The following is a 21,607-nucleotide window of genomic DNA, read 5'->3' on the forward strand; positions in this document are numbered from 1 at the left end:
TCCGGCGCCGGCTCGAGGCGTCCCGCGGAGAGCGCGCTGCCGTGGCCCGCCGGATCGCCGCGCTCGCCGCCGAGCTGCGCCCCGGCCCGAACCCGGCAACGGCCGACCCGTACGCATTCCTGCCCGGCCAGATATTCGCGACGCTGCGCGGCCTGGCCGCCGAACCCGCCCACGGGAACCGGGCGGCCACCCTGTCCGGACTGTCGAACCTCGCCCCGGATCTGGTGCTGGCCGACGCGCAGGTCCGGCGGTTCGAGGAATATCTCGAAGACAGCGATTTCACCTCCTGGAAGGCGGATCCCGCCGAGGCCGCCCGGGCGCTGATCGCCACAGAGGCTCGGCAGTTGCTCGCCGGGATCCAGTTGCTCCGCGATGTCGAGGACCTGCACGCCGAGATCACCGCCGGAATGGAGCCGGCCGAGCGTGCCGATGTCGCCGAACGTCTGGGACTGCCGCTGACCATGGACGATATCGTCCCCGCGGAGGCCGCACCCCGGTTGCGCGATATGGCCGCCGTCCTGCTCGCCGTGGCGCGACCGGGCGACGAGGACCGAGTCGGCCGCCTGATCGAGGCGATTCTGGATTTCATCGTCGCCGATATCGAGATCGCGCAGTACCGCAGCCAGGCCGGTGTCGGTGGCCTGGGTGCCCTGCGATACCAGCTGCGTAACGCCGATACCGCACGCCGCGCCGCCCGGCTGGATCTCCACGAACGCGGGGTGGACTTCGCCGGCCTGGACTCGGCGACCCTGCGCGCGGCCCGCGGTGAGCGCGCACGGTTGCACCGGAATCTGGCCGCGGCTCTCGGCGTACCGGACTCCCGGCTGAGCAGTCGGTTCTTGTCGGCGCGCCGGAAGACGCTCGCCAAGAATCAGACGCAGCTCCGCGACCTGATCAAGGAGTACGAAGCACAGCGGGATCTGGTCAGCGATATCGAGTCCTACCTGCGCGAGGACCGCCGCTACCGGAACGGTGTGGCACAGGTGCGCGAGATCGATGCGCTGGCCCGGAAACGTGACGCGGACAGTGATGCCGAGATCCGGGCCATACTGTCCGAGATCGCCGGACAATTCGAACGTGTCGTCCCGGACGCGGCCGCCCCGGAGAGCTCGCCGCCCGCCGGCCGCCCGAATTCGGTATCGGTCGCCGTCGGTCGATTGGTGGACTTCCGCCGTGAGCGCGGCGGACTCGACCACGTACCGGCCGGACTGGAACTGCTCACCACCAGTCCGCTGTCCGGGCTCACCCAGGAACCGGTGGCCGCGGCGGCCGATATCGAGTGGCAATCGTTCACCTCGCTGGCGGACCTGGTTTCCGAGGTGCGCAGCCTCGAAGGCGCGATCGCGGGGTCGATCACCTACCGCGACCGCGGCCGGGTCGGCGCAACCATGTTCACTTTGGAGGTCGACCGGGGGGAGCTGGTACTGCACGAATGGGACGGCGACCAGGTGGTCGTCCTGTACGGCGACGATGTGCCGGCACGGCTGCGCACACTCGATGAACTGAAGATTCTGCAGGTCCACGGTCTGGCGGCCGATAAGCACGGTCGGGCCGTGATACCGCTGGTGCCGCAGCAACGGATGGCGGTCGACGACGATCGCCCGCCGGCCGCCCTCACCGGACTGCCCCGCGACGACCGCGGGCCTCCGGGAGATTCCGATGAGCGGGATGCCCGCAATCTGTCGGCGCTGGAGAGCGAGCTGGACCGGTATCCGGACGAAGGCGACCCGGACCGGCACACGGAACTCTTCGTATACGAGAAAACCGTGGTCGAAACCGATACGCGGGCATTGGGCCGCGGTATCGGCCCGGTCCGGCTGCTGGATTTCAACCGCGCGAATATCGACACCCAGCGCGGCCGGTCTGTCCTCGAAATCGGTGATGCGGCCACCGCCGACATCGTGATCGGCTGGATGAGCGAAACCACGACCACGATGGGTGAACTGGCGCTCCGACCGGAACAGCTCCTCGACCGGATCAGCGATGCGCGCCGGCGCGGCACGGTCGCCGTGATCGCGGTATTCCGCCACGACGACGACCTCGACGCCGTGGGCCGCGCCCCGCACACCTTCGATCTCGTCGCCGCCGACGGAGAAGCCCTGAGCCAGGAGCTGCAACGGGTGGCGCGGTTGCGCTCTGGGGACCGGCCGCCCCGGTTCGAGATCGTCGGCCAGGGCGACGGAATAGATGCGGCGCGGGCCGCGCACCGGTCCATGGGCGAGGCGGTCGCCGACCTGCGCGAGTTGCCGGCCACCCGAGCCACCACCTTCGACCTGTCCCGGCACCCGGCCCCCACCGACGCCGTGCGCGCCGAAGCCGCAGCGCTGCGAGGCAGATTCGAGCAGCTGTCACCGATCGACGTGATGAACGGGTGGGCCGGCCTGACCGCGGCCCAGCAATCCGCGTTGCTCGCCGGCGCGCCCGCAACGCTGGTCGAATTGGACGGTATCGGGGCATCCGTACACGCCGTCGCCTGGCTACAGCTGCTCGCCGACGCGGTGCGGCAGCATCGCGAAGCAGGCTCCGGACCTGAGCTCGCGCGCGTGCAAGGATTGCTGGAATGTGTGAACCGGGCCGATCGCCTGCGCCCCCCGAACGTACCGGATGAGTCGAGTGCAGAACGGGAATCTGCCGGGCGGTGGGGTGTCCAGCCGCTGGCGTTGCCATTGCTCACCGGTCCCGCCGATCGGTCGTTCGTGGTACTCGGCAATCTGGTGTCACCGGACTCGTTGGATGTCGCGATCTCCGCGACCGAACCCACCCCGGAAGCCCTGCGCACCGGCCTGCAGATCGCGGCCACCGGCCTGGGTGAGTACGGAACGCGCGCCACCGCCGTCTGGCAGGGGACCGATCCGGCGCGGCTGGCCCGGGACCTGCGCCGGCTCGCCGAGGCACACATCGGTATACCGATCCGGCTCACGCCCGACAGTGCGGCCGCCGACCTGATCAACCAGGCGCTGGAGAACGAGCAGCTGGCCGACCTGGTGGACGCCTTCGAGTTCGACCTCACGGCCGGGGGAGCCGCTGACACCGCACCGGACGACTTTCTCGCATCCTTGCTGGGCGAATGGAATCCGCCGAGCGCCTGGGCGGACGAACTGGACATCGCGGATCCCGGCGCTTCGGCCGGCGAGCTGGGGATACCGCCCGGACTCGGCGACGAGACAGAGGCGAACGGGACCGCACCGGTCGCTGACGATTCCGACGCGGATAGGTCGGCCCCGAAGCTGATCGGCCGACAACTGGGCGATTCAGGTGACGCGGGTGGTGCCGGGCAGCGGCTCGGCGAGCTGGTGGCCACCGTCCCTGGTGATCAGCTGGACAGCCGGGCTCGGGAAGAACTGCGGACGCGGGCCACTGCGGCGCCGGACGGCCGAGAGCAGGACCCGCAGTTGCCGCACTGGCAGCGGGCGGCCGGGACGCTGGCCGAGGTGGAAGAGCATGCCAGCGCCCAGGGCCTCGGGCTGCAAGTCCTCTCAGCCCGTTTTGTCCCGGACGGGGAACCGGATGACGCGACGATTCAGGGGGAGGGCCGGGCGCAACTGGTGATCGCCGTCGGGGAGGACGCCGACTCCGCCGATCACCTGGCCGGCGCGGACACCGTGATTTGGCATATGCCCGGGCCGGCCATGGAACTGCTCGGCACCGTTGACGCCTGGGTCGGGAAGATCGCCCATCAGATCGAGCAGCAGAAGCAGCAGAACCCGGCCGAACGGGTGGCGCTGGTTCTGGTACTCGACGACGATCCGAGCACAACCGAGTCGGTCGGTAGCGATATCCGGCGAATCCGTACAGCCACCGACGCCGAAACACTGGTGGATCTGGTGACGTCGGTGAACGCGGCCTGCGAGGACCGCACCGGTGACCGGCCGCGAGTGATTCTCTCCGGCTACGACCTCGGAGCCGAGGTCGTGCGCACCGCAATCGAAATACCGGCGATGGCGCGGCAATTCGACGGTGAACCGCAGCTCGAGGACCCTTGGCTGAACAAGTTCGAAACGGAGCTGGCACGCCTCGAGCGGACTGTCACAGATGCCACGCGCGCGCAGCGGGAACCGGAACTGTGGGAGTTGCGGGATGTCCTGCGGTGGTTTGCGAAGGAGGCCCACGAGTACCCGGAGCCGAGCGCGCTCTCGCTCGGCTGGGATCAGCAGGCGGAAGTGGTGCTGGGTGATCCGGCGACCGCGAAGCGGATCGACATCCACGCGACCGTAGGGGTCGCGAACCCGATATCACTGCAGGAAAGTCTGGCCGACGCACTGCACAAGATGAAGGCGCATTCGGAGGATTCGGACGATCCGGAGGTCGCGACACTGGTGTGGCGGGGCACCGATCTGGCGGCCTTCCTCGACCGTCTCACCACGACGCTGGAAACACGGTCGGTGGATGGGGAAAGGGTCCCGCCGCTCGGGATCTCCGTCTATGGGGCCGACGAACCGTCGGCCCAGCATCCGGACCTCGGAAGAACCCTGGTGATCACGGCAATCCAGGAGGTCGAACGGCGGGCGCGCGCGAAGGCGACGCTGCGCAAGTCGGCCGGGGACCTGGTGGTCGACCCGGATGAGGTGATGCGCGCCGATTCGCCGGGGCGTGCGGAATGGCAGATGGTCGTCCGCGAACTGATACCGGAGGTAGCGGTGCGGCACGGTATCGCCGCTGACCGGTTCACCGACCCGATCACCGCCCCGCACGCTTACCAGGAAGTGGCGAACAACCTGGATACGCGGCTGTCGCAGGCCGATCAGTTGTCGCCCGAGGAAAGAGATGCGATCGGATACGATCGCATCCTCGTCACCGTTTTCCGGGCTCTGGACGCGGCGGAGAACATCGAACGGGCCGACACTCGCCTGGCGAACCTGGTGACCGTGGAACGGGCGCTGCGCGAATCCGCCACGCAGATGCGAGACCAGCTCGACACCCGGGACACCTACCTGCATTTTGCGGCGTCGGCGACGACGCTCGACGAGGTAGCGCGGCGAGTGATCTCCTCCCGGATCCCTCTCGAACTGAATGTGTCCGACGGAGTCGACGGTGTGCCGGCGGAAAAGAACCAGATGCGGCTGCACCTGCTGGACAATCTGTTCGGCAGCCTACTGGCCGAACTCGCCGATACGGCGGCGAAACAACCCGCGGCCCCGCGGATCGAGCTCGGCGCCACGATCTCCCGGGTACTGGCTGCCAGCGATACCGCGCAGCTCAGCCTCCTGCAGAAGGGCCTGCACACGGCCCACCGGCAGCGGCTGACCAGCAAACGGCGCTATCTCACCATGCTCGACGAGCTCACCCAGGACTTCCCCGCCGAGCGGGAGTACCTGGGCGTCGCGACGGATCCGATCGATCCGGATCGGGTCGCCGACCGTATCGGCGATGTAGTGGGAGAGGAACCGAACTGGCGTGCGCTGGTGCGGCAGCTGAACCAGCTGCGCGCCCTCGCCGAACAGCATCGCGCGTGGGCGGATCGGTTCGCGAGCTGGCGGGCGCTCACCGACGAGCTCGACACGGCGGCAGTCCGGTATGAATCCGCCACGATCCTGGATGAGTTCGATGCGGGAGCCGACTACCTCCGCCAACTCGACAGGGGGCTCGCGGCGGCGGCCCGGCTCACCGCGGAGCCGGAACCGGGTATCGGTACCCCGACGCCGGGCCGGGATGTGTTCGGGCGGTCGGCGCGGACGCCGGTATCGCAGGTCGGCGACGCCACCACGGCACCGAGCCGGGCGCAGAGCGCGCACCTGCTGAGCGATATACCGAAGATCTGCGCGCTGGAAATCGCGCATTTCGCGGAACTGCTCGGGTTCGAACTGCACGGAGAAATCCCCTCCCGGTTCGATCAGCAGATCCGGCTACGCGGCTACGACCCCGTCGAATACGCCGAACTTTTCGGCAGTCACTGGCACCACAAACCCTTCGACTCCCCCGAGCAGATTCGCGCGCTGGCCGCCGAGGGGAAGACCGTGATCGGTGCGGTCGCCCACCCACGGTTCGGCGCCCACGTCGTCATGTTCTATCAAGGCGACGACGACCGAGTCCGCGTTCACGAGCGCCGCGGGCACGAGGTGATCGACGAACTGTTCACCGATTGGAAACAACCGCAAGGCACCTGGTACGGCATGGTGTTCGACGACCGGCGCCGCCCGCTGCGGTCCCTGGCGCGTGGCGAGGTACCGAGCGGAAGTTATCCGGCCACTCCGCTGGCCGGCACCCAGGACAACGTGGGCCCGGAGGAGTCGGCGTCCGGCCCCGCAATCCCAGGGCGAGGTGGTGCCGGGGAACTGATGCGGGCAGCCGAGTTGTCCGCGGTGGTGCAGGCGGTCGGTGGTGCGGTACCCGAGATCTCCTTGTCCGAGGCGGATATCCGCACGTTGGCCGAGCGGATTCATGAGGCGTTCCGGGAGTTGTACCGCCGGCCGGACGGTAGCTATTGGTTGCAGCTGCGGACCCTGGACGGATCGCCCATCGCGTCGGATACCCCGGACCGTGAGCTGGTGGATCTCAGCCGGACCCGGTTCGAGAACCTGCCGCTGTACTGGCAGCGGCGGTATTCGGAGCAGGCCGAGGCAGCGCTGCGGGCCGCGGTGCAGGCCGAGGCCGACGGTGTGGATATGCGGGAACCCACCGCGGCCGAGTACCTGGCGGAGCAACTGCAGGCGCAGTGGGTCGACGAACAGGTTTTCGGGCTGCCCGCCGGAACGGGCACCGAGGTCGAATCCGAGCTGCTGCGACCCGTGACCGGGGTGACGGTCGACGAGGACCTTGCGGCGTCGCACCTGGCGCCGGTACTTTCCGCTGCCCGGCTGGCAGTGGAAGCGGTGGTACCGCCCTCCCGGGATCTGGCGAGCTGGCAGGAACGGCGGCCGGAGGTGGTCGGCCCGCTCGGGCGGTTGCTGCGCTGGCATGGTTGGACCGAGCCCGAGGTGCCGCACCGTGTCGCGGAATCGCTGATCACTCTGGTGGATGGGATCTTCGCGGCGGCACCGGGTGCCCGCGTGACCCTGCGGCCGCGGGTGCGCGGGGCGGCGGGCGGCCGGGTGCTGAGCGTGGACGTGCTCGTCGACGGTACTCGGGTCGGACTCGATCATCCTGTCCTAGCCGCGGCTCGGACCGCCGCCGGCGTGGCCGACGGGGTGGTTTCCCTGGTCGGCATGCGCGTTGCCGATGCCGATGGCCAGGAGCGCCTGATCGATGTTGTGCTCTCGGCCGATACCCCGGCGACCCCGAGCGGCCGGACCGTGCTGGAGGGGGCCCGCACGGCCCGTCTGGAGTTCTTCGAACGGCCCTCCGACGGGGTCGATGGCGCCGAGCCGGTGCGGGCCGAATTGTGGGTGGGTCAGGGGCCCGATCCGCGCCGCAAGGATCTGGGTAAGGTCCGCCGATGGCTCCGGGAAGCGATGGCCGCTGATGGGTGGCCGGAGGGCCAGATCGCCGATGCGGAGCGGGCAGTCTCGGAATGGGGCAGCAACGCCTTGGATCACACCGACGGTCCGGTACTGGTCGAAGCGACGTTCGGCCCGCGGCAGCTGTTGGTCCGGGTGTTCGATACCGCCGTAGAATTCGCGCCGCCACTGCCGCCGGGCGCGGAGTCTGCGGAGCGGGATCAGCTCGCCGAGTTCGAGGGTGAGCAGCCGCTGCAGGGCGCGGATCTGGATCGGTATCTGGAAACCCTCTCCGGTGGGTTCGATCTGGATGCCGATATAGATCTCTCGGCGGCCGACGACCTCGATCTTTCCGCTCTCGGCGTGGATCTGTCCGCCGCGGACGACTTGAATGCGGCGCAAGCCGAGGAACCGGATTCCGTCCCGCCCGGGCCGGGCGACGAGCGGGAGGTGCAACGTGGCCGTGGCCGGGCGATCGTGCAGGCGGATATGGACCGGTTCGGCGCGTATCCGCTGCGTGCGGGGGAACGGGACCCGTTCCGGAAGGCGGTATGGTTCAGCCTGTTCCGGCTGGAATCCGACGGCCCGCAGGAGCCGGAAGCACCTGTTTCGCCGGAACCCGGTGCCGAGCGAGCGGATGATGAGACCGGGCAGCGTCACGAGGAGTCGGCCGGAACGAATCCATCGGTAGACGGCTCTTCCGCGGGCACGGTGCCCCGCCCGACGCCGAAGCTCATGGCGGAGCGACTCGGCCTTCGCGGTGTACTCCCGGAACCGGCCTCCGGGCCGGACGATGCTGCCGGCTCGGACACTCGCGACGGAATCGAGGAGAGGGGTGCCGACGCCGGCGTGGGACCGGCCCTGGCTGCCGATAATTACACCCTCCTGGCGGAGCGGATCGATTCTGCCCTGCAATGGCTGTGCATCCATCAGGTCTATGCACTGCACCGCCTGCTGCCCACCGTTTCGAGACACCTCTACCCGCGTGGGCAGGCGAGGTGGCGGATCACCCTTGATTACTGGCCGAGTAAGCTTCCGGCCGCTGTGCGGGACGACCCTCGAATCAGTCCGCTGATACGTGCGTTCCGGTCGGCCCACCGCTTCGCGGAGCCGATCGAGAACACACCGGTGAGCAACGAGGGCGCCGGTCCGTCAGTGGTGGCCCTGGGGCCCTCCGCATACTTCATGTATTCGGAGTTCGGATCGCCGTTCACCGCCACCTCCGATGTCGTCGCGCGCGTGGCCGAACTGCTCGAGCCGCGACGGCTGGAGGCGTTGGCGGCGAGGGAACCGTCGGATATGCCGCGTCCGGGATACCGGCGATCGCGACTGCTCGACATCGCCGCTGAGCTGTCCCCTCTCGCCGGATCTCAGGGACCGGTCGGCGAGGCGATGAACGCCGCGGTGGCCGATGTATCGGATTGGTCGGCGCTGCAGGGGCCGGTGCCCGAGGATTATTGGTCCGGGTCGCTTTCGGTTGCGGTGGACTTCCCCGGCCCGTTCATCGGCTCGGACGACGGTACTGCGGGCGTTCGGCGTTCGGCGGGGTCGATGAGCGCGCTGCCGGCGGGTCGAAAGATATCGAAAGAGGATGCGGCGCAGGAGTTTGTCCGTCGACGCGATGCGTTGTCCGCCGAGCTGGGTGTGCCCTGGGACCAGGCGGCCGAGCGCCTGACCACCGCGCGCGCTGATCTGGCCCGGTGGCTGGGCATCGATACCGCCCACTATCCGATCAGGCCGACGCTGGTGCCCGAGATCTTCGCGCGGGTCGAGTCCGCGATGTCGAGCATGGATGAGGCCGAGTGGCAGCTTATTTCGACTCCGTGGCGGGTTGCCGAACTACGCACCTGCCTCCGGGAAGGATTCGAGCTCGGTGTGAGCGCCGGCCCGCCGGGCCACTCGCGCGACTACGCCGATCGGAAGGCGACCGACCTGTCAGCGTGGAAGTGGCGGGAATGGGAGGACGCGCTCGGCCGACTGTTCACGGTCCGGCGCAGTTCCGAAGGTATCGACTACGAGAATCCGGCTCGCCGGCTCGGTGAGCTGGCGGGTGACACGGACTTCGTCGCGCTGGCCCAGGTGGCGTACCTGATACCGCGGCTCGCGGAATTGGTTGACCTGACGGATCGGGCAGACCCGGATGCGACCGCCCGGCGACTGGACAGTGCGCTCGAAGAACTGTCCACCGCACGCACCCGCGCCGCCGAACTCGGCAGCGAGTGGCTGACCGACATCGATGATCGGCGGAGGCGAGAATCTCTGGCCGGGGAGGTACTTTCCGCGGTCACCGAGCTGAGCGCCGCGCGGGATGTCGCGAACCTGGGAGCGGTGTCGGAGCTGCTGCGAATGGAACCCGCACAGGTAACCGGGAATCAGGTTCGCGCGGTGTCGGACTGGCTCCAGTGGCTGCCCAATAGCGAGATGGAGCTGTCGGAACGGACCCGATTGATCATCCCGTGCGAGGCATTCCTGCACGCGCAGCAGACCATGCTCGAGCGCTCCCACCGGGAGCTCGACTGGGAGATCGACAGGCTCGAAACCCTACTGGGCGAGCTGGGCCCGTCGGCGGTATCCGCCGAGACTTTCGCCGGTCTCCGCGTCGCCAAGACGGCGGTGGCAGGCGCAGCAATAGCGTCGAAGGAAGCGGCGTTCAGCGACGAGTGGACGGCAAGAACCTACTTCGAGCGGGAATTCAACAGGTATGCGGAGAGCGAGTGGACCTCGGCGCCGCATGATCTGGTATTGGTGCGCGCCCTGCCCGCGCACTACCTCGGAACCGAGATATCCGGCGGTTCGCTGGATCCGGGCAGCGACCGGTGGTATCCAGCGGAGGAAGAATCATCGCGGCTCGCGGGAAAGCCGCTGCAGTACCTGCGGGTTCCCGCGAGTACCCGAATCGGGTGGGCTTCTGGCCAGAACTATCTCGTAGTGCACGACGCGCTCGACTGGGAACTCACCCACTCCTTCCTCGATGCCGCCGGACGGCGCCGCGTCTACGGGATCGCCGCGCGCTCCGAGACGACAGCACCGGAGACAACGGCCACGCCGCAGGGTGGAGAGACGGCGCGAGCGGCCGGACGGAGGAAGCCGGCGGGCCACGGCGTCACAACGGTCGGTGCGCAGCATCCCGCGCTGAACGAGCCACCGAAGGCCGGTGTGGCGCCGCCGTCGCCACCTGCCGTTCCCACCCCGAAAGATGTGTTCGGCCGGTCGACTCCGGTCCCGAACCCGGCCACGGAGGCCCAGGCGGCGGGTTCACCGAGCCGATCAGCGCGCCCTCCGGCCCCTCCGGGGCAGCAGGCGGCAGACGGGGCGTCGGAGTTCCACCCGCCTGCCGACGAGTGGCGCGCGCGACTGGCGCTCGAGATCAAACGGGCACGTGCCCGGGACACACAGGCGACGGCGGAGTTCATACGCGCCGACCAACGGGTGTCAGAGGCTGATCTGGCGGGCGCTGAGAGGATACAGAAAGAGGCGCGGGACGCCTCACTCCGGATACGAGCGGAACGTCTCACGGGCATGCTCGGTGCTGCTGTGACACAGCCGAAAGAGGCTGAGGCCGTGGTACAGCCGAAAAAGAAGGACGGTCGCTGTGTGCCGCTCATGCTCCAGGCCGCGAACGACTACTACTTCGCTATCCGCGAGCAGAACCGCGCGATGACCATCCCGGAGGTGGCTGTCGATGACGACGGCACCCCCGGCGCCGCACTGTCCTCGCTGGCCGGAGGGCACAATAAGCACCGAGGTTTCGGGGCCGCGGGCCACAAAGCGATCCAGGACCTTCTGCTGGGCGCGGAACCCGGTCGTCCGCCCACCCGAGCGCGGCGCGCGAGAAACCACGGCCGCGGCATGCTGGTGGTCGACGCCTACGTCCGTGCTGGAAGGGGCGCACCGCGCGCGCACGCCTATCTGGTGGTCAACCACGACGGCGAGCTGGTGGTTTTCGACCGGAGTCGCAACCTGGTCGGCCCGTTCCGGCCGGATCGGGCGGAGGGCGTCGTCGCCTACACCCACGGTGTGGAACTCGACGCTCGAGGCAACCCGGTCGACCCGCTGTTCGATGCCGAGGGGAACGAACTCGACCCGGACGGTAATCCGGTCGGCGCGCAAAGGACTCCGCCGGAGAACCGGCCGCCGCGGGTGGGAGATGTCACGGGGCCGGCGCCGGGGGACGGAGTCCGGCATCTGCGGGTGGTGCCCGAACTCGGGGCCGGCCCCGAGCCGGACGACGACGAGCAGGTTCTCGGCACCGAACTACTCGAGCTGCGGGCCGCGTTGCGGGCCCGTCGCACGCGGTTGTACGGGGCGCTGAGCTGGGCCCGGGACTCCGGACCGGGCACGCTGGTACTGATGCGCGCCGAGCGGGAACGGCTGGCGCTGAAGTTCTCCAACGATCTGGTCGAAGAGTTCCCCGATGACGCCGGTCTCGTGGATGTGGCGCGGCTGACCCCCGAGGTGGCGACCGCGGAGATCACCGCTCGGAGTCGCCGCGGTATCGCCCCCGACGACACCGCGCTCGCGGTGGAGAGATACGACCGCTGGATCGCCTACGAACGCGAATACCACATCATCGACCCCGTGCTGTCCCGGATCGACGAGCTCGAGCGGGCCCTGCGGTCGGAGGCAGCTCGCCGGGACGCGGCGGCGGCACGGTCGCATGAGGAGACCGAGGCCGCGCACCGCTATCAGCGGGCTGTGGAACAGCTACGGTACTTGGGCAGGCTGGCCGAACAGTTGGCCGATATCGCCCGGCAGCGCCTGGCGAATACGGCGCGGCTGGATGCCATAGCAGGCAGGGTGCAGCAGCTGTTCACCACGAACCGCTGGCCGCTCCGGGAACTGGGTATGGCACAGGGCCGGCTGGGAGCCGGCTGGGTGAAGGCGGTGCACGACCGGATCCGGGATCTCGAGTTGGTTCTGCCGGAGATGCTCGAAGCCTCCGGGTCCGGAGCCGGCGCGCAATGGCGACTTCTGCTCCGGCAGTTCGCCTTCCGCGACGGGCGGATATCGCTCGACGAACTGCGGGAACTGTCGGATTCGGCGGCGCAGCACCGGCCGCCCGAGTGGGATGTGTTGCAGCGGCAGATCCAGGAGCTGATCGGTCTACTCGAGCTGGACCCCGATGCCGTCGCCGCGGAATACCGCCGGCGGTCCGAACTGGAGACCGAACTCGACCTGGAGTTGTCGGACCTTTCGGCGCAGGTGCTGGTGCGGCCGGCTCTGCCCACCCCGCCATTGCCGGGAGCTCACGAACGGGCCGATCAAATCTGGTTGCGCGCCGGCGAATACCCCAGTGCCGGCGCGTTCTTCGCCGCATTGAGCGCGGAGGACCGCTGGACACTGGCCGAAGGGGGGCTTCCGAACGGTTCGTTGCCCCTCGCCGGGATTCCGGCGCGCTGGCGCAACCGGATCAACCGCTACGAACTGGTCCACCGGCAGGCCGCGGGCCACGACATCACTGCGCAGCTGGACGCTCTGGACGCGGCCGAACAGCGCGTGGCCCGGCTACCGGGGCACCCCCCGGTGCACCTGCTTACCCTGGATCAGCTGCTGATCGCGATCGGCGACGTCGATACCACCGAACAGGCGTCGGTCCTCGACCTGGGCATCAATGCGACCGTGCCCGACGGATTCCCGCTCGCCGCACAGCGCTTCACGGATCTGGTGGAGGAAGCGGGTCGAGAGCGCGGCGACGAGTACCCCGCGGTGGTGCTCTACGCCGGAGCTTCGTCGGACGGCCTGAACGACCAGCTGCTCGGGCTGATCGGCACGCGCGATCACTACGGCGTCTATGCCCGGCCGGGCGGGCTCGGCCCGCTGACCCCCGATCTCGATTTCGTCTCACCCGACGGCACCGCCGCCCCGGCGACAGCAGCATCCGGCAGCGACGGCACCACCGAATACCGCGGCCCCCACCGGACCCGGCTGCGCCCGCTGCTGGAGCACGCGCTCGAAGGGCAGCCGGCGGATTGCGCCACCGAGATCATCGCCGCCGCCACCGGCGTGGATCCTCGGTCGATTCCGGCCGCATCGACGCCCGGCCGGTCCGCCGACGAACTCAGCGGACCACTGGCCGGAGTGTGGTTCCCCGACGGATTCGACAGTGACCTCCTGGTTCGCTACAACTCGGAGTTGTGGACGCGGCGCGGACGCACGGCCGCGAACCGGACGGCATGGGACAAGGTCGCCGATCAGCTGGTGCGAATGCGCTTCCCCGGATCGGTGGCCGTCGTGGTGGACGAAGCCCCCGCCCTCACCGACACACCTGACGATATCGGGGCGCACGCCTACGAGCTGGAATACCAGGGCACGGACGAGCTCGACCGGCCGATCATCATCGAACGGCACCGGACTCGCGGTCTGGCCACGGCCGATGCGCTCGAGCGGCCGGAGACGACGAAGCACGAAAAGGCCTACGTGTGGGGTCTGGAGCGGCCCGGGGTGACTCACACCTACGCGATGTTCCGCTTCGCCGACGGCACGGCATGGCTGCCCCCGGAACACGGTCCCGCCGAATACCGCGAGGACAACGGTGAACCCGGGGCCGACAAACCCTCCACCCGGATAGGCCGGCCCCTCCCGGCGGAGCCCACTCACGGGGGCGGCGGAGCACGCCGCCCGGGTACCTCGAAGACGCCGACGGCGGCCTCGGACGACCCTGCGGATCGGGTGCGCACGGGTGCGCAGGTGCCGGACGCATCCGGCCCGAGCGATCGTGAGGTCCTGGGCCGCCAGTTGTTCACGCGGTACCGGAATGTGGTGCTGGGCCAGGTGGGTCCCCGTGCACTGGGTGACCGTTCCCTGCTGAAAGATGTGGTCCAACAGGCCTTCCAGTGGTTGGCGGCAGAGGCGTCCGATGCGGATGCCGACGCGGATCTGAGTGCTCGCGCGGCGGAGCTGGCCCGGGAAGCGTTGGACTACCAGCAGTTGCGCCGGGTCTTCCCCGAGTTCCGTGATCGGATCGTCGCAGCTGCGGCCAACGAACGAGAGGCCGCCGCACTGTCCCGCGCGCATTGCGATCAGTTCTGGGACGCGCTGGCGCCCTTGACCGCGGCCGAGAAACGGACGCTGCTGCTGTTGTACCGGGCAGGGTTGGCACGGACCGCCGTGGCCGAGGTGATGGGCCTCAAACTCGCCGTACTCAGCGATCTGCACCGCCGCGGATTCAGGCGGATGTCCGAGGCGATCCGCCCGGAATCGCGGGTCACCCTGAAAGAGATCGCCGACGCCGCCGGAGTAAGCATCTCCACCGCACATCTAGCCATCCGCGACCGCCGGGTCGGGTTGGCCCCCGAAACCCGCCGCCGGATACGTGAGATCGCTGCGGAACTCGGCTATCCGCTGGTCGGTCAGCAGATTCCCCGCCCGGATGGTGTTCCGCGGAGAGTGACGCTGGCCGATCTTTCGGAAGAATCGGGCATGATACGCGAGGACATCAGACTCATCCTCGCCGGTAAACGGCGGCCCCGCCCGGAGACCATGCGGCGGTTGCGGGAGGCCGCTGAGCGGATCGGGTTCGACCTCGATGGTGCCGACGGTGTGCGGGAGAAACCGCGGCCCACCCTCGCGGCAGTAGCTGCGCGTGCCGAGGTGAGCGTCACGTATGCCGGCGATGTATTGCGGAACGAACGAGCGGACCCGGAAGTGGTCCGGCGGGTGATGCAGGCTGTCGCCGAACTCGGTTACGCGGCGCCGAGCCCCAGCACCTTCATCCGCCGCGGCACGACGGGGCCGAGCGCGCCTCCACGGACGGCCCCGGCCTCTGCCGCGGGGAAGGCAGGTCCCGATTCACCCGATGGTTCGGTCCCTACTGGGCCGGGCCGCCCGCAGGCAGGCTTCGCCGGTATCCGGGACGACGGCGAGCCGGACCTCTTCCCGGTGGGTGGGGATGCAGTGGCGCAGATGCTGTCCGCCGACAGTGTGGCTCTTGCGATATCTGAGGGGGCGTTGGCATCCGCGGTAACGACGATCCAGGAGGCTCGGGGGCGGCGCCGGGAAGAACTGAGGTTGCTGGTCGAGCAGTTGCCGGTGCGACGCAGGAATGCTTTCGGCCTGTGGTTGCACGGACGTACACCGGCCGATATCGGCGCCGAACTCGGAATCATTCCGCCCGCGGCAGAATTGCGAGTACGACGAACCGTCCTGAAGCTGGCCGACCAGCTTTCCGAATCCCTGGTCAGCGTGATCGACTCCGAGATGGCAATGGGCAGGGTCGAGGTGGCCCGGGCCGTCGACCGTCCCGGCTTGGCATCGGCGATCGCGAACCTCGCAGACCCCGAGATGCGGCGCGTTGCGCGGGAGACCCTCTTGAGCGGCCGGTCGGCGGCGGTGGCTGCGAGTGCTATGCGCAGAACGCCGGAATGGATTGCCGAACAGCAGTATGCGGCGGTACGGCTGGTCGTTCCCGCCCTGCCGGTATTGGACGTAGCGGCCGCAGCGGTTGCCGCGACCACCGACGAGGTTTCCTTCGCGACGGTGCTGCGAGTCGTTCGAGGGTTCGACCGGGAAGCATTGGTAGCTACCGTGGACCGGTTGGCCGTACCCGCTGTGCGGGAGCTGGCCATAAAGTGCTTCCTGCTGGCGATGAGCCCCGACGATATCGTGGCAGCCGGTTATCCCGTGGGCGTCGTCAGAAGAATGGCGGATCGGCTCCGGGGTGAGTTGATCACGGCCTTGTCGGGTGACCGGAACCCCACACCACCTTTCAGCGTGGCCGACGACACAGGACAGGCATCCGATGCGGTGGGCCGGATACCGGAATTGCCTGATCGTGATCTGTCGGATGCGGAAAATACGGCGCTCGGCATGCTCGCGCTCGGCGAAACGAATCGGACCATCGCTGAGGCGCTGGCTGTTTCCGAGGACGAGGCACAGTCCTGTGTGGCGGGCCTTGTCGACGAGTTCGGTGCCGGCCGGCGGGATGTGCTGGTGGATGCCCTGCAGTTCCGCACGGTGCCCGCGACTCCGGCCGACCGGACGGGATTGCGTCGCCGGGTGGGTGTGCTGCGGGTGTTGTTGTCCGGGTTGGGGGTTAGCGAATCGGTGCGAGTACGGCTCGCCGTGGCGAGGGCCGGTGGTGGTGAGCTGGTGGAGATCCTCGACCGGTTGGCAGGGGCCGATTTACCCATCGCCGCAGCGGTGGAAGCGGTTCGGAACGGCCGTGAACTGAACGCCGAAGAGAATTTCGCGGTCGATGTGCTCGCCGCCGAGTTGCTCCGAATGTATCCGCCGCAGAATTCCGGGGTGTTGGACGCGCGCGAGGTAGACGTGCTCAGCCAGGTCGCGGAGGGCATGCGGAATCCCGATATCGGTGAGCGTCTGGGAGTGCCTCACGGAACCGTGAAGCAGGTCTTGTTGGGTATAGGTAAGAAGCTGGGTGTGGATGACCGGACCGCAATGGTGTCGGTAGCCCTCAGCGCGGGTCTGATTCCACTCGCCGGTACCTTCCGCCCCACCGGCACACTGACCGAGCGGGAAATCGAAGTCGTCGAACTGGACGCGCGGGGTATGTCGAGGGCCGCGATCGCCGAAGAGCTCGGTTGCTCGGTGGACACCGTGAAATCTCATCTGAAGAACAGCGGCAAGAAGCTCGGCGTCGGCCATCCGACCGGGCGCACCGTGGCCGCGGCACGTGCCGGCATTATCGCGGTGCCCCTCCGAACAGTCCCGGCCGGGGACGGAACCAGTCAGCAGTCGGGGCCGAACCCTGCCGACCTGACGATGCCGGCTCCGGAGGCGACTGCCGAGCCGGCGTTGGTGGGGCCGTGTGCGCCGTATTCGGTGTATCGGACGCAGTTCGAACTGTGGCGGGTCAACGGTGAGGTGGGTGAACCTCCAGAACGGCCTGAACCTCCGGCGGCCGACGCGCCGTTGCAGGGTGACCTGCTGTCCGATATCGGGTTGGTTCTGCGGGCGGATGTGCATCCGGATTTCGACCAGGTGACGTCGGTACCGGCGCTGGTGGATCGGGTTGTGCGGGCCCAGGGACACATGGTGGTGCACGGGGCTGTGCTGAACGGGGACGGTACGGGGCACGCGTTCACTGTGGTCGGCTCGGGCGAGCGTGACGTGGTGGTGTACGAGATGAAAGACGGGAAGGAGGAGATCCACCGGGGCGAGGTCGTGGCCCGGGCGTGGGCGCGCGGGTATCCGTATTCGTGGCGGGTGGTCTGGTTCGAGTTCTGTGACGGCAGGCCGGTGAATGGGCTTGAGCCGAAGGTACGCCCCGTGAATATCCCCGCCGCCTTCACCGGGGTCCGGTTCCGTGGCAGCCCGGGGGCGCTGCTGGAGCCGGGGATTGCATCCGCGCCCTCGGAAGTAGGAAATCGCTGGGAGAGAGGCAGACTCGAAAGAGGCGGCCCGCCTACCGTGGCTGCTGGCGACGGCCGGACAGCGGACCACGAAACGGTCGACTTTGTTTCGCTGTTGTCGAACCGGTTGTGGCCGGGTGTCGTCGCGGACCGGCTCATCTCCGGTCGTGACCGCGACGCATCCCGCGTGCGCGCGGAGATCGGCTCTTCGGCCGTGCTGGCCCGCTCCGGTTACCGGGTGGAGTGGCGCGACTCCCTCCGGATCGATGGCCGGCCGTTCGGGTATTACGCGCCGTCGGCCGGGGGAGTGCGGGCGCTGCGATCCTGGATCGAGCACACCGTCGCGGCCGGGGTGGCGGATCGGGTGGTGATCGATCTGGTCGACTCCATGGTGCTGCCGGACCAGCTGGCCGCTGCGTTGGGGAATGCCCCGATCCCGGCGCTGCGTGAGGTGATCGTGCTCGACGCGTACGGTGCGATCACGCATATCGCCGCGGAGTCCACCGGGGTGGAGGCGTCGGCCGGTAGCGCGAACTCGGGCGGCAACCGTGACCGCGAAGGGGACCGCTCCGGCGAGCGCGCGGACGAAGCCGGGGGGCACCGGGATTCCGGTGCCGGCGATCGCGGTGCCGGCGACGGCGACCCGCCCGCGGTCCCCTCGCCCGAACCCGAGGAGCCGGACGGTCAGCTGCCGCGCGAGCTGGTCGAATGGCGGCGGACGATGCAGCGCCGGGTGGAGCGGCTGCACGGGGAACTGTTGTCCGCGCGTCCAGCCTCCTCCCTCGCTGAGATCCGAGGGTTCTTCGAGGATATGCACTCGGTACTCGGCGGTCTTCTGGAGCACGAGTGGGGATTGCCGGCGGGACAGCTGACAGACGCAGCCGCGGGCACCGATCCGGTGCCTGACGGGCAGGCGATATCCGATGATGCGGCGGAGTTGCCGGCCGAGTTCGAGCGAGTGCGTGGTGAACTGGCGAAATTCGTGGAAGCCGACCTGCTCACCGGTCGGGTCGAGCGCCTCGACCGGTTGGAAGTCGCTTTGCGCGAACACTATTCGGAGCACACCCGATCACATCGGCTGCAGCTGTTGTCCGCGGAGGTGGACAGGCTGAAGCTGCTCGCGCAGGAATGGGAGCGGCTCGAGGATCAGCCGTTGTTCCCTGCGCAGGTATTCGGTGCAGCCGAACTGGGTTGGCATCCGGGCGAATTGCGACCGACCAGGAAGGTGGAAAAGGAGCTGCGGGGTCGGCTGGAGTCCACCGGCAACGTGCTGTCCTGGCTGCCCGGGATCGATCCCGCGACATCGAGCGAGGAACAGGTCGACCGACAACTCGAGCTGGAGCCGGATGCCACTCGACGGATCGTGATCGGGGATGCGGCGCTGTGGTACCGGCGGGTGCGTCCACTGGTGGAGCTGCTCGACATGCTCGACCGCCGAGCAGCCGACCTCCGCGAATGCGAAGAGCAACTGGATACCGTCCTGGCGGAGGCCTGCGCACGATGGCCTGCCGTGAAACCCGCGGAACGGCCCACCCCTGAAATGGGCGCCGAACTGGAGGCGCTGCGGTCGCGGACGGCGAAGCGGGTCGAGGCTTTGCATGAAGGGTTGCGACAGCTCGGTCACCCCTTCGGAGTTGCCCCCGAAGATCTGGACCAGGACACACTGGACAATCTGGAGTTGGGGCGTTCTGCGCGGGCGCGGGAGCTGGCGCGGCTACTCGGCTGGACACCGGAAGACGTGACCGAGGCACGCATCGAGGAATTCGCCGCGGATCTGGTCCCCGGCGGGAACCGTCCGCGGTGGATACAGCTGATCGCCGAACTCGCCGTTCTCGACCGGGTGCTGCTGCTGGGCCGGGAACTGTGGCACACCGACACCATCCGGGTGTGTGGGCTCGCACTGCTCGAGCACGCGCTCGCTGATGCGGATACCCAGCGCCGGATGGCACAGCACAGGGCAGCGGTGATACGCCGCGATGCGGCCGGGCTCTGGCCGCGCACGGTTCTTGCCGAGGCGATATCGGATTCCGATCGGTGGGGTAAGCGGCTCCGTGCCCTCCGCGACCGACGTAACCGGCTCAACTGGTTCGCAGAGCAGCAGCGCAGGACTGTCACTGAGCGCGCCGAGGTCGGCAAACGCCTCGTCGACTTGGCAGATGAACTGGACCAGGATCCGGACGAAATGCTCCGCTCGGACCCCGAATGGTCCTGGTTGGACCGAAAGGCCGAGAGACTGCAGTCGGACATCGACCGGGAGCTGATGGAAATAGCGGCCCTGGTCGAGGTACCACCTCCGGTCTCGCCTATGACGCTGCCGGCGGCACAGGAGGGCGATGAGCCCGATTTCGACTACGGTGCCGACCGGCCGCTGAGTCGAGCAACCGCAGTCCCTGGCCGGCGTGTTGAAACCCTGGTTACCGGCAAGCCTTTGTTGCCGCACCGGCGTTACGACTCCACAGAGCTGGGCCCGGCCCAGCGCACTCCCCTCGAACGATTGGACCTGCGGATCGAGCAGGCGGCTGCGCTCGAAAAAGCGCGCACGGCGCTGCGGGCCGCACTGCCTCAGGACCCTGGAATGGTCGCGGACGCCGTACTGGCCGGTCCGCGGCTCTTCGAGGGCCCTGCGGACAGCCGGCGCCGGGTCGGGGATCAGCTGCGCGAGGCCGAGGTCGCGGAGGCAACCGTCGAACAGCTCACCGATCTGGTCGGTGAATACCTCGATCTGTGCCGGGTGATCAGCCGGGCGGCGGAATTCGGTGCGGAACATATGCGGGAGACGGTCGAGGGCCATGCGGCCCGGATCGAGAGGAGCCGCGGGAAGACCGGGCCGGTGCATCCCCCGGCAGCGACCGTGCCGCCGGAGGTCCCCGATCATGATCTCTGCCCGTGGCTGACCGGTCTGGCCGTCAACGACTACTACCACGCCATCCGTAGGGGCAAGCCCGTTGTCCGGCTTCCGGAAGTGGAACTTCCGAAAGTGTTCGACGATGACGGCCGTGAGATCAAGGGCTTTCCGGCCGCCGCATTGTCCTGGAACGTGGGCGGGCACACCGACTTTCAAGGCAGCGGCGCGGCAGGCCACCTGGCCATCGCAGTAAAACTGCTGGGCACTCCGATTGTCGCGGAACCGACCGAGGAGGATCTGGCGATACGCCGCGCGAACAGCGGCCGGGGCATGGTGGTGATCGATACCTACGCCGACGGGGTGGAATCGCTGACCGGATTCCATGCCTACTTCGTGGTGAACCACAACGGTGTGCTGGTGAAGGTCGATCTCGCCGGAAATGTGTTCGGCGAATTCGACCCGGCAGGCGCAGTCGGCACGGTATTGCACAGTCACGGTATCGAACTCGACGCCCGAGGTAACCCGGTGAATCGCATCGATATCGATAAGGAGGGAACCGGCACGGTGCCGCCGCCCGGCCGGCCGAAACTAGGCGATATCGCGGGTCCGGCTGCCGGAGATCAGGGGCCTCGGCTGAGGCTGGTTCAGTTCCCGGCCGGTGAATCGGAGCTGGGCAGTGGACGTGACCGGGATCCCGAGCGTGGCAGTGCTGACGAGCGGGATGCGGAGTCCGGCGGCGGGGGTCAGGAGGGCTCCGGGGCCCGGGGCGAGGCCGAGCACGTTCTCGGGTGGAATTTGCTCGAGCTGCGGGTCGAATGGCAGGCACAGCAGATTCGCCGGCATATGGCGGGGCAGAAGGGACGTCCCGTGGCGTGGGGGTCGCGGATGGGCTCGGAAACGCTGGCTCGGTTGCTGTCCGAGCGGGAGGTCTTGGCGGGGGAGTTCGCCGGCTATGCGCGGGAGACTGTCAACCCCGGCCGTCAGGCAAAACCCGGGAGGTTCGCGCTGACTCCGGGGGATGTCAGCAAGAAGATCAACGAGTTGGTCCGCCGGGGAATGGACCCGGGGGCCGGCTACCG

Annotated in this window: 1 protein-coding gene (running past both ends of the window); it reads left to right on the forward strand. The window is 68.5% G+C overall.

This entire window lies inside a single protein-coding gene on the forward strand: locus ABZ827_RS03555, encoding a LuxR C-terminal-related transcriptional regulator. The 96,180-nt coding sequence extends 21,760 nt beyond the window's left edge and 52,813 nt beyond its right edge, so the window shows coding positions 21,761-43,367 — codons 7,254 (partial) to 14,456 (partial); the first complete codon in view begins at position 3. Both codon boundaries (start and stop) fall beyond the window edges.

Origin of the sequence: Nocardia sp. NPDC019395, from assembly GCF_040632335.1 — a bacterium.
In the GTDB taxonomy this organism is placed as follows: Bacteria; Actinomycetota; Actinomycetes; order Mycobacteriales; family Mycobacteriaceae; genus Nocardia.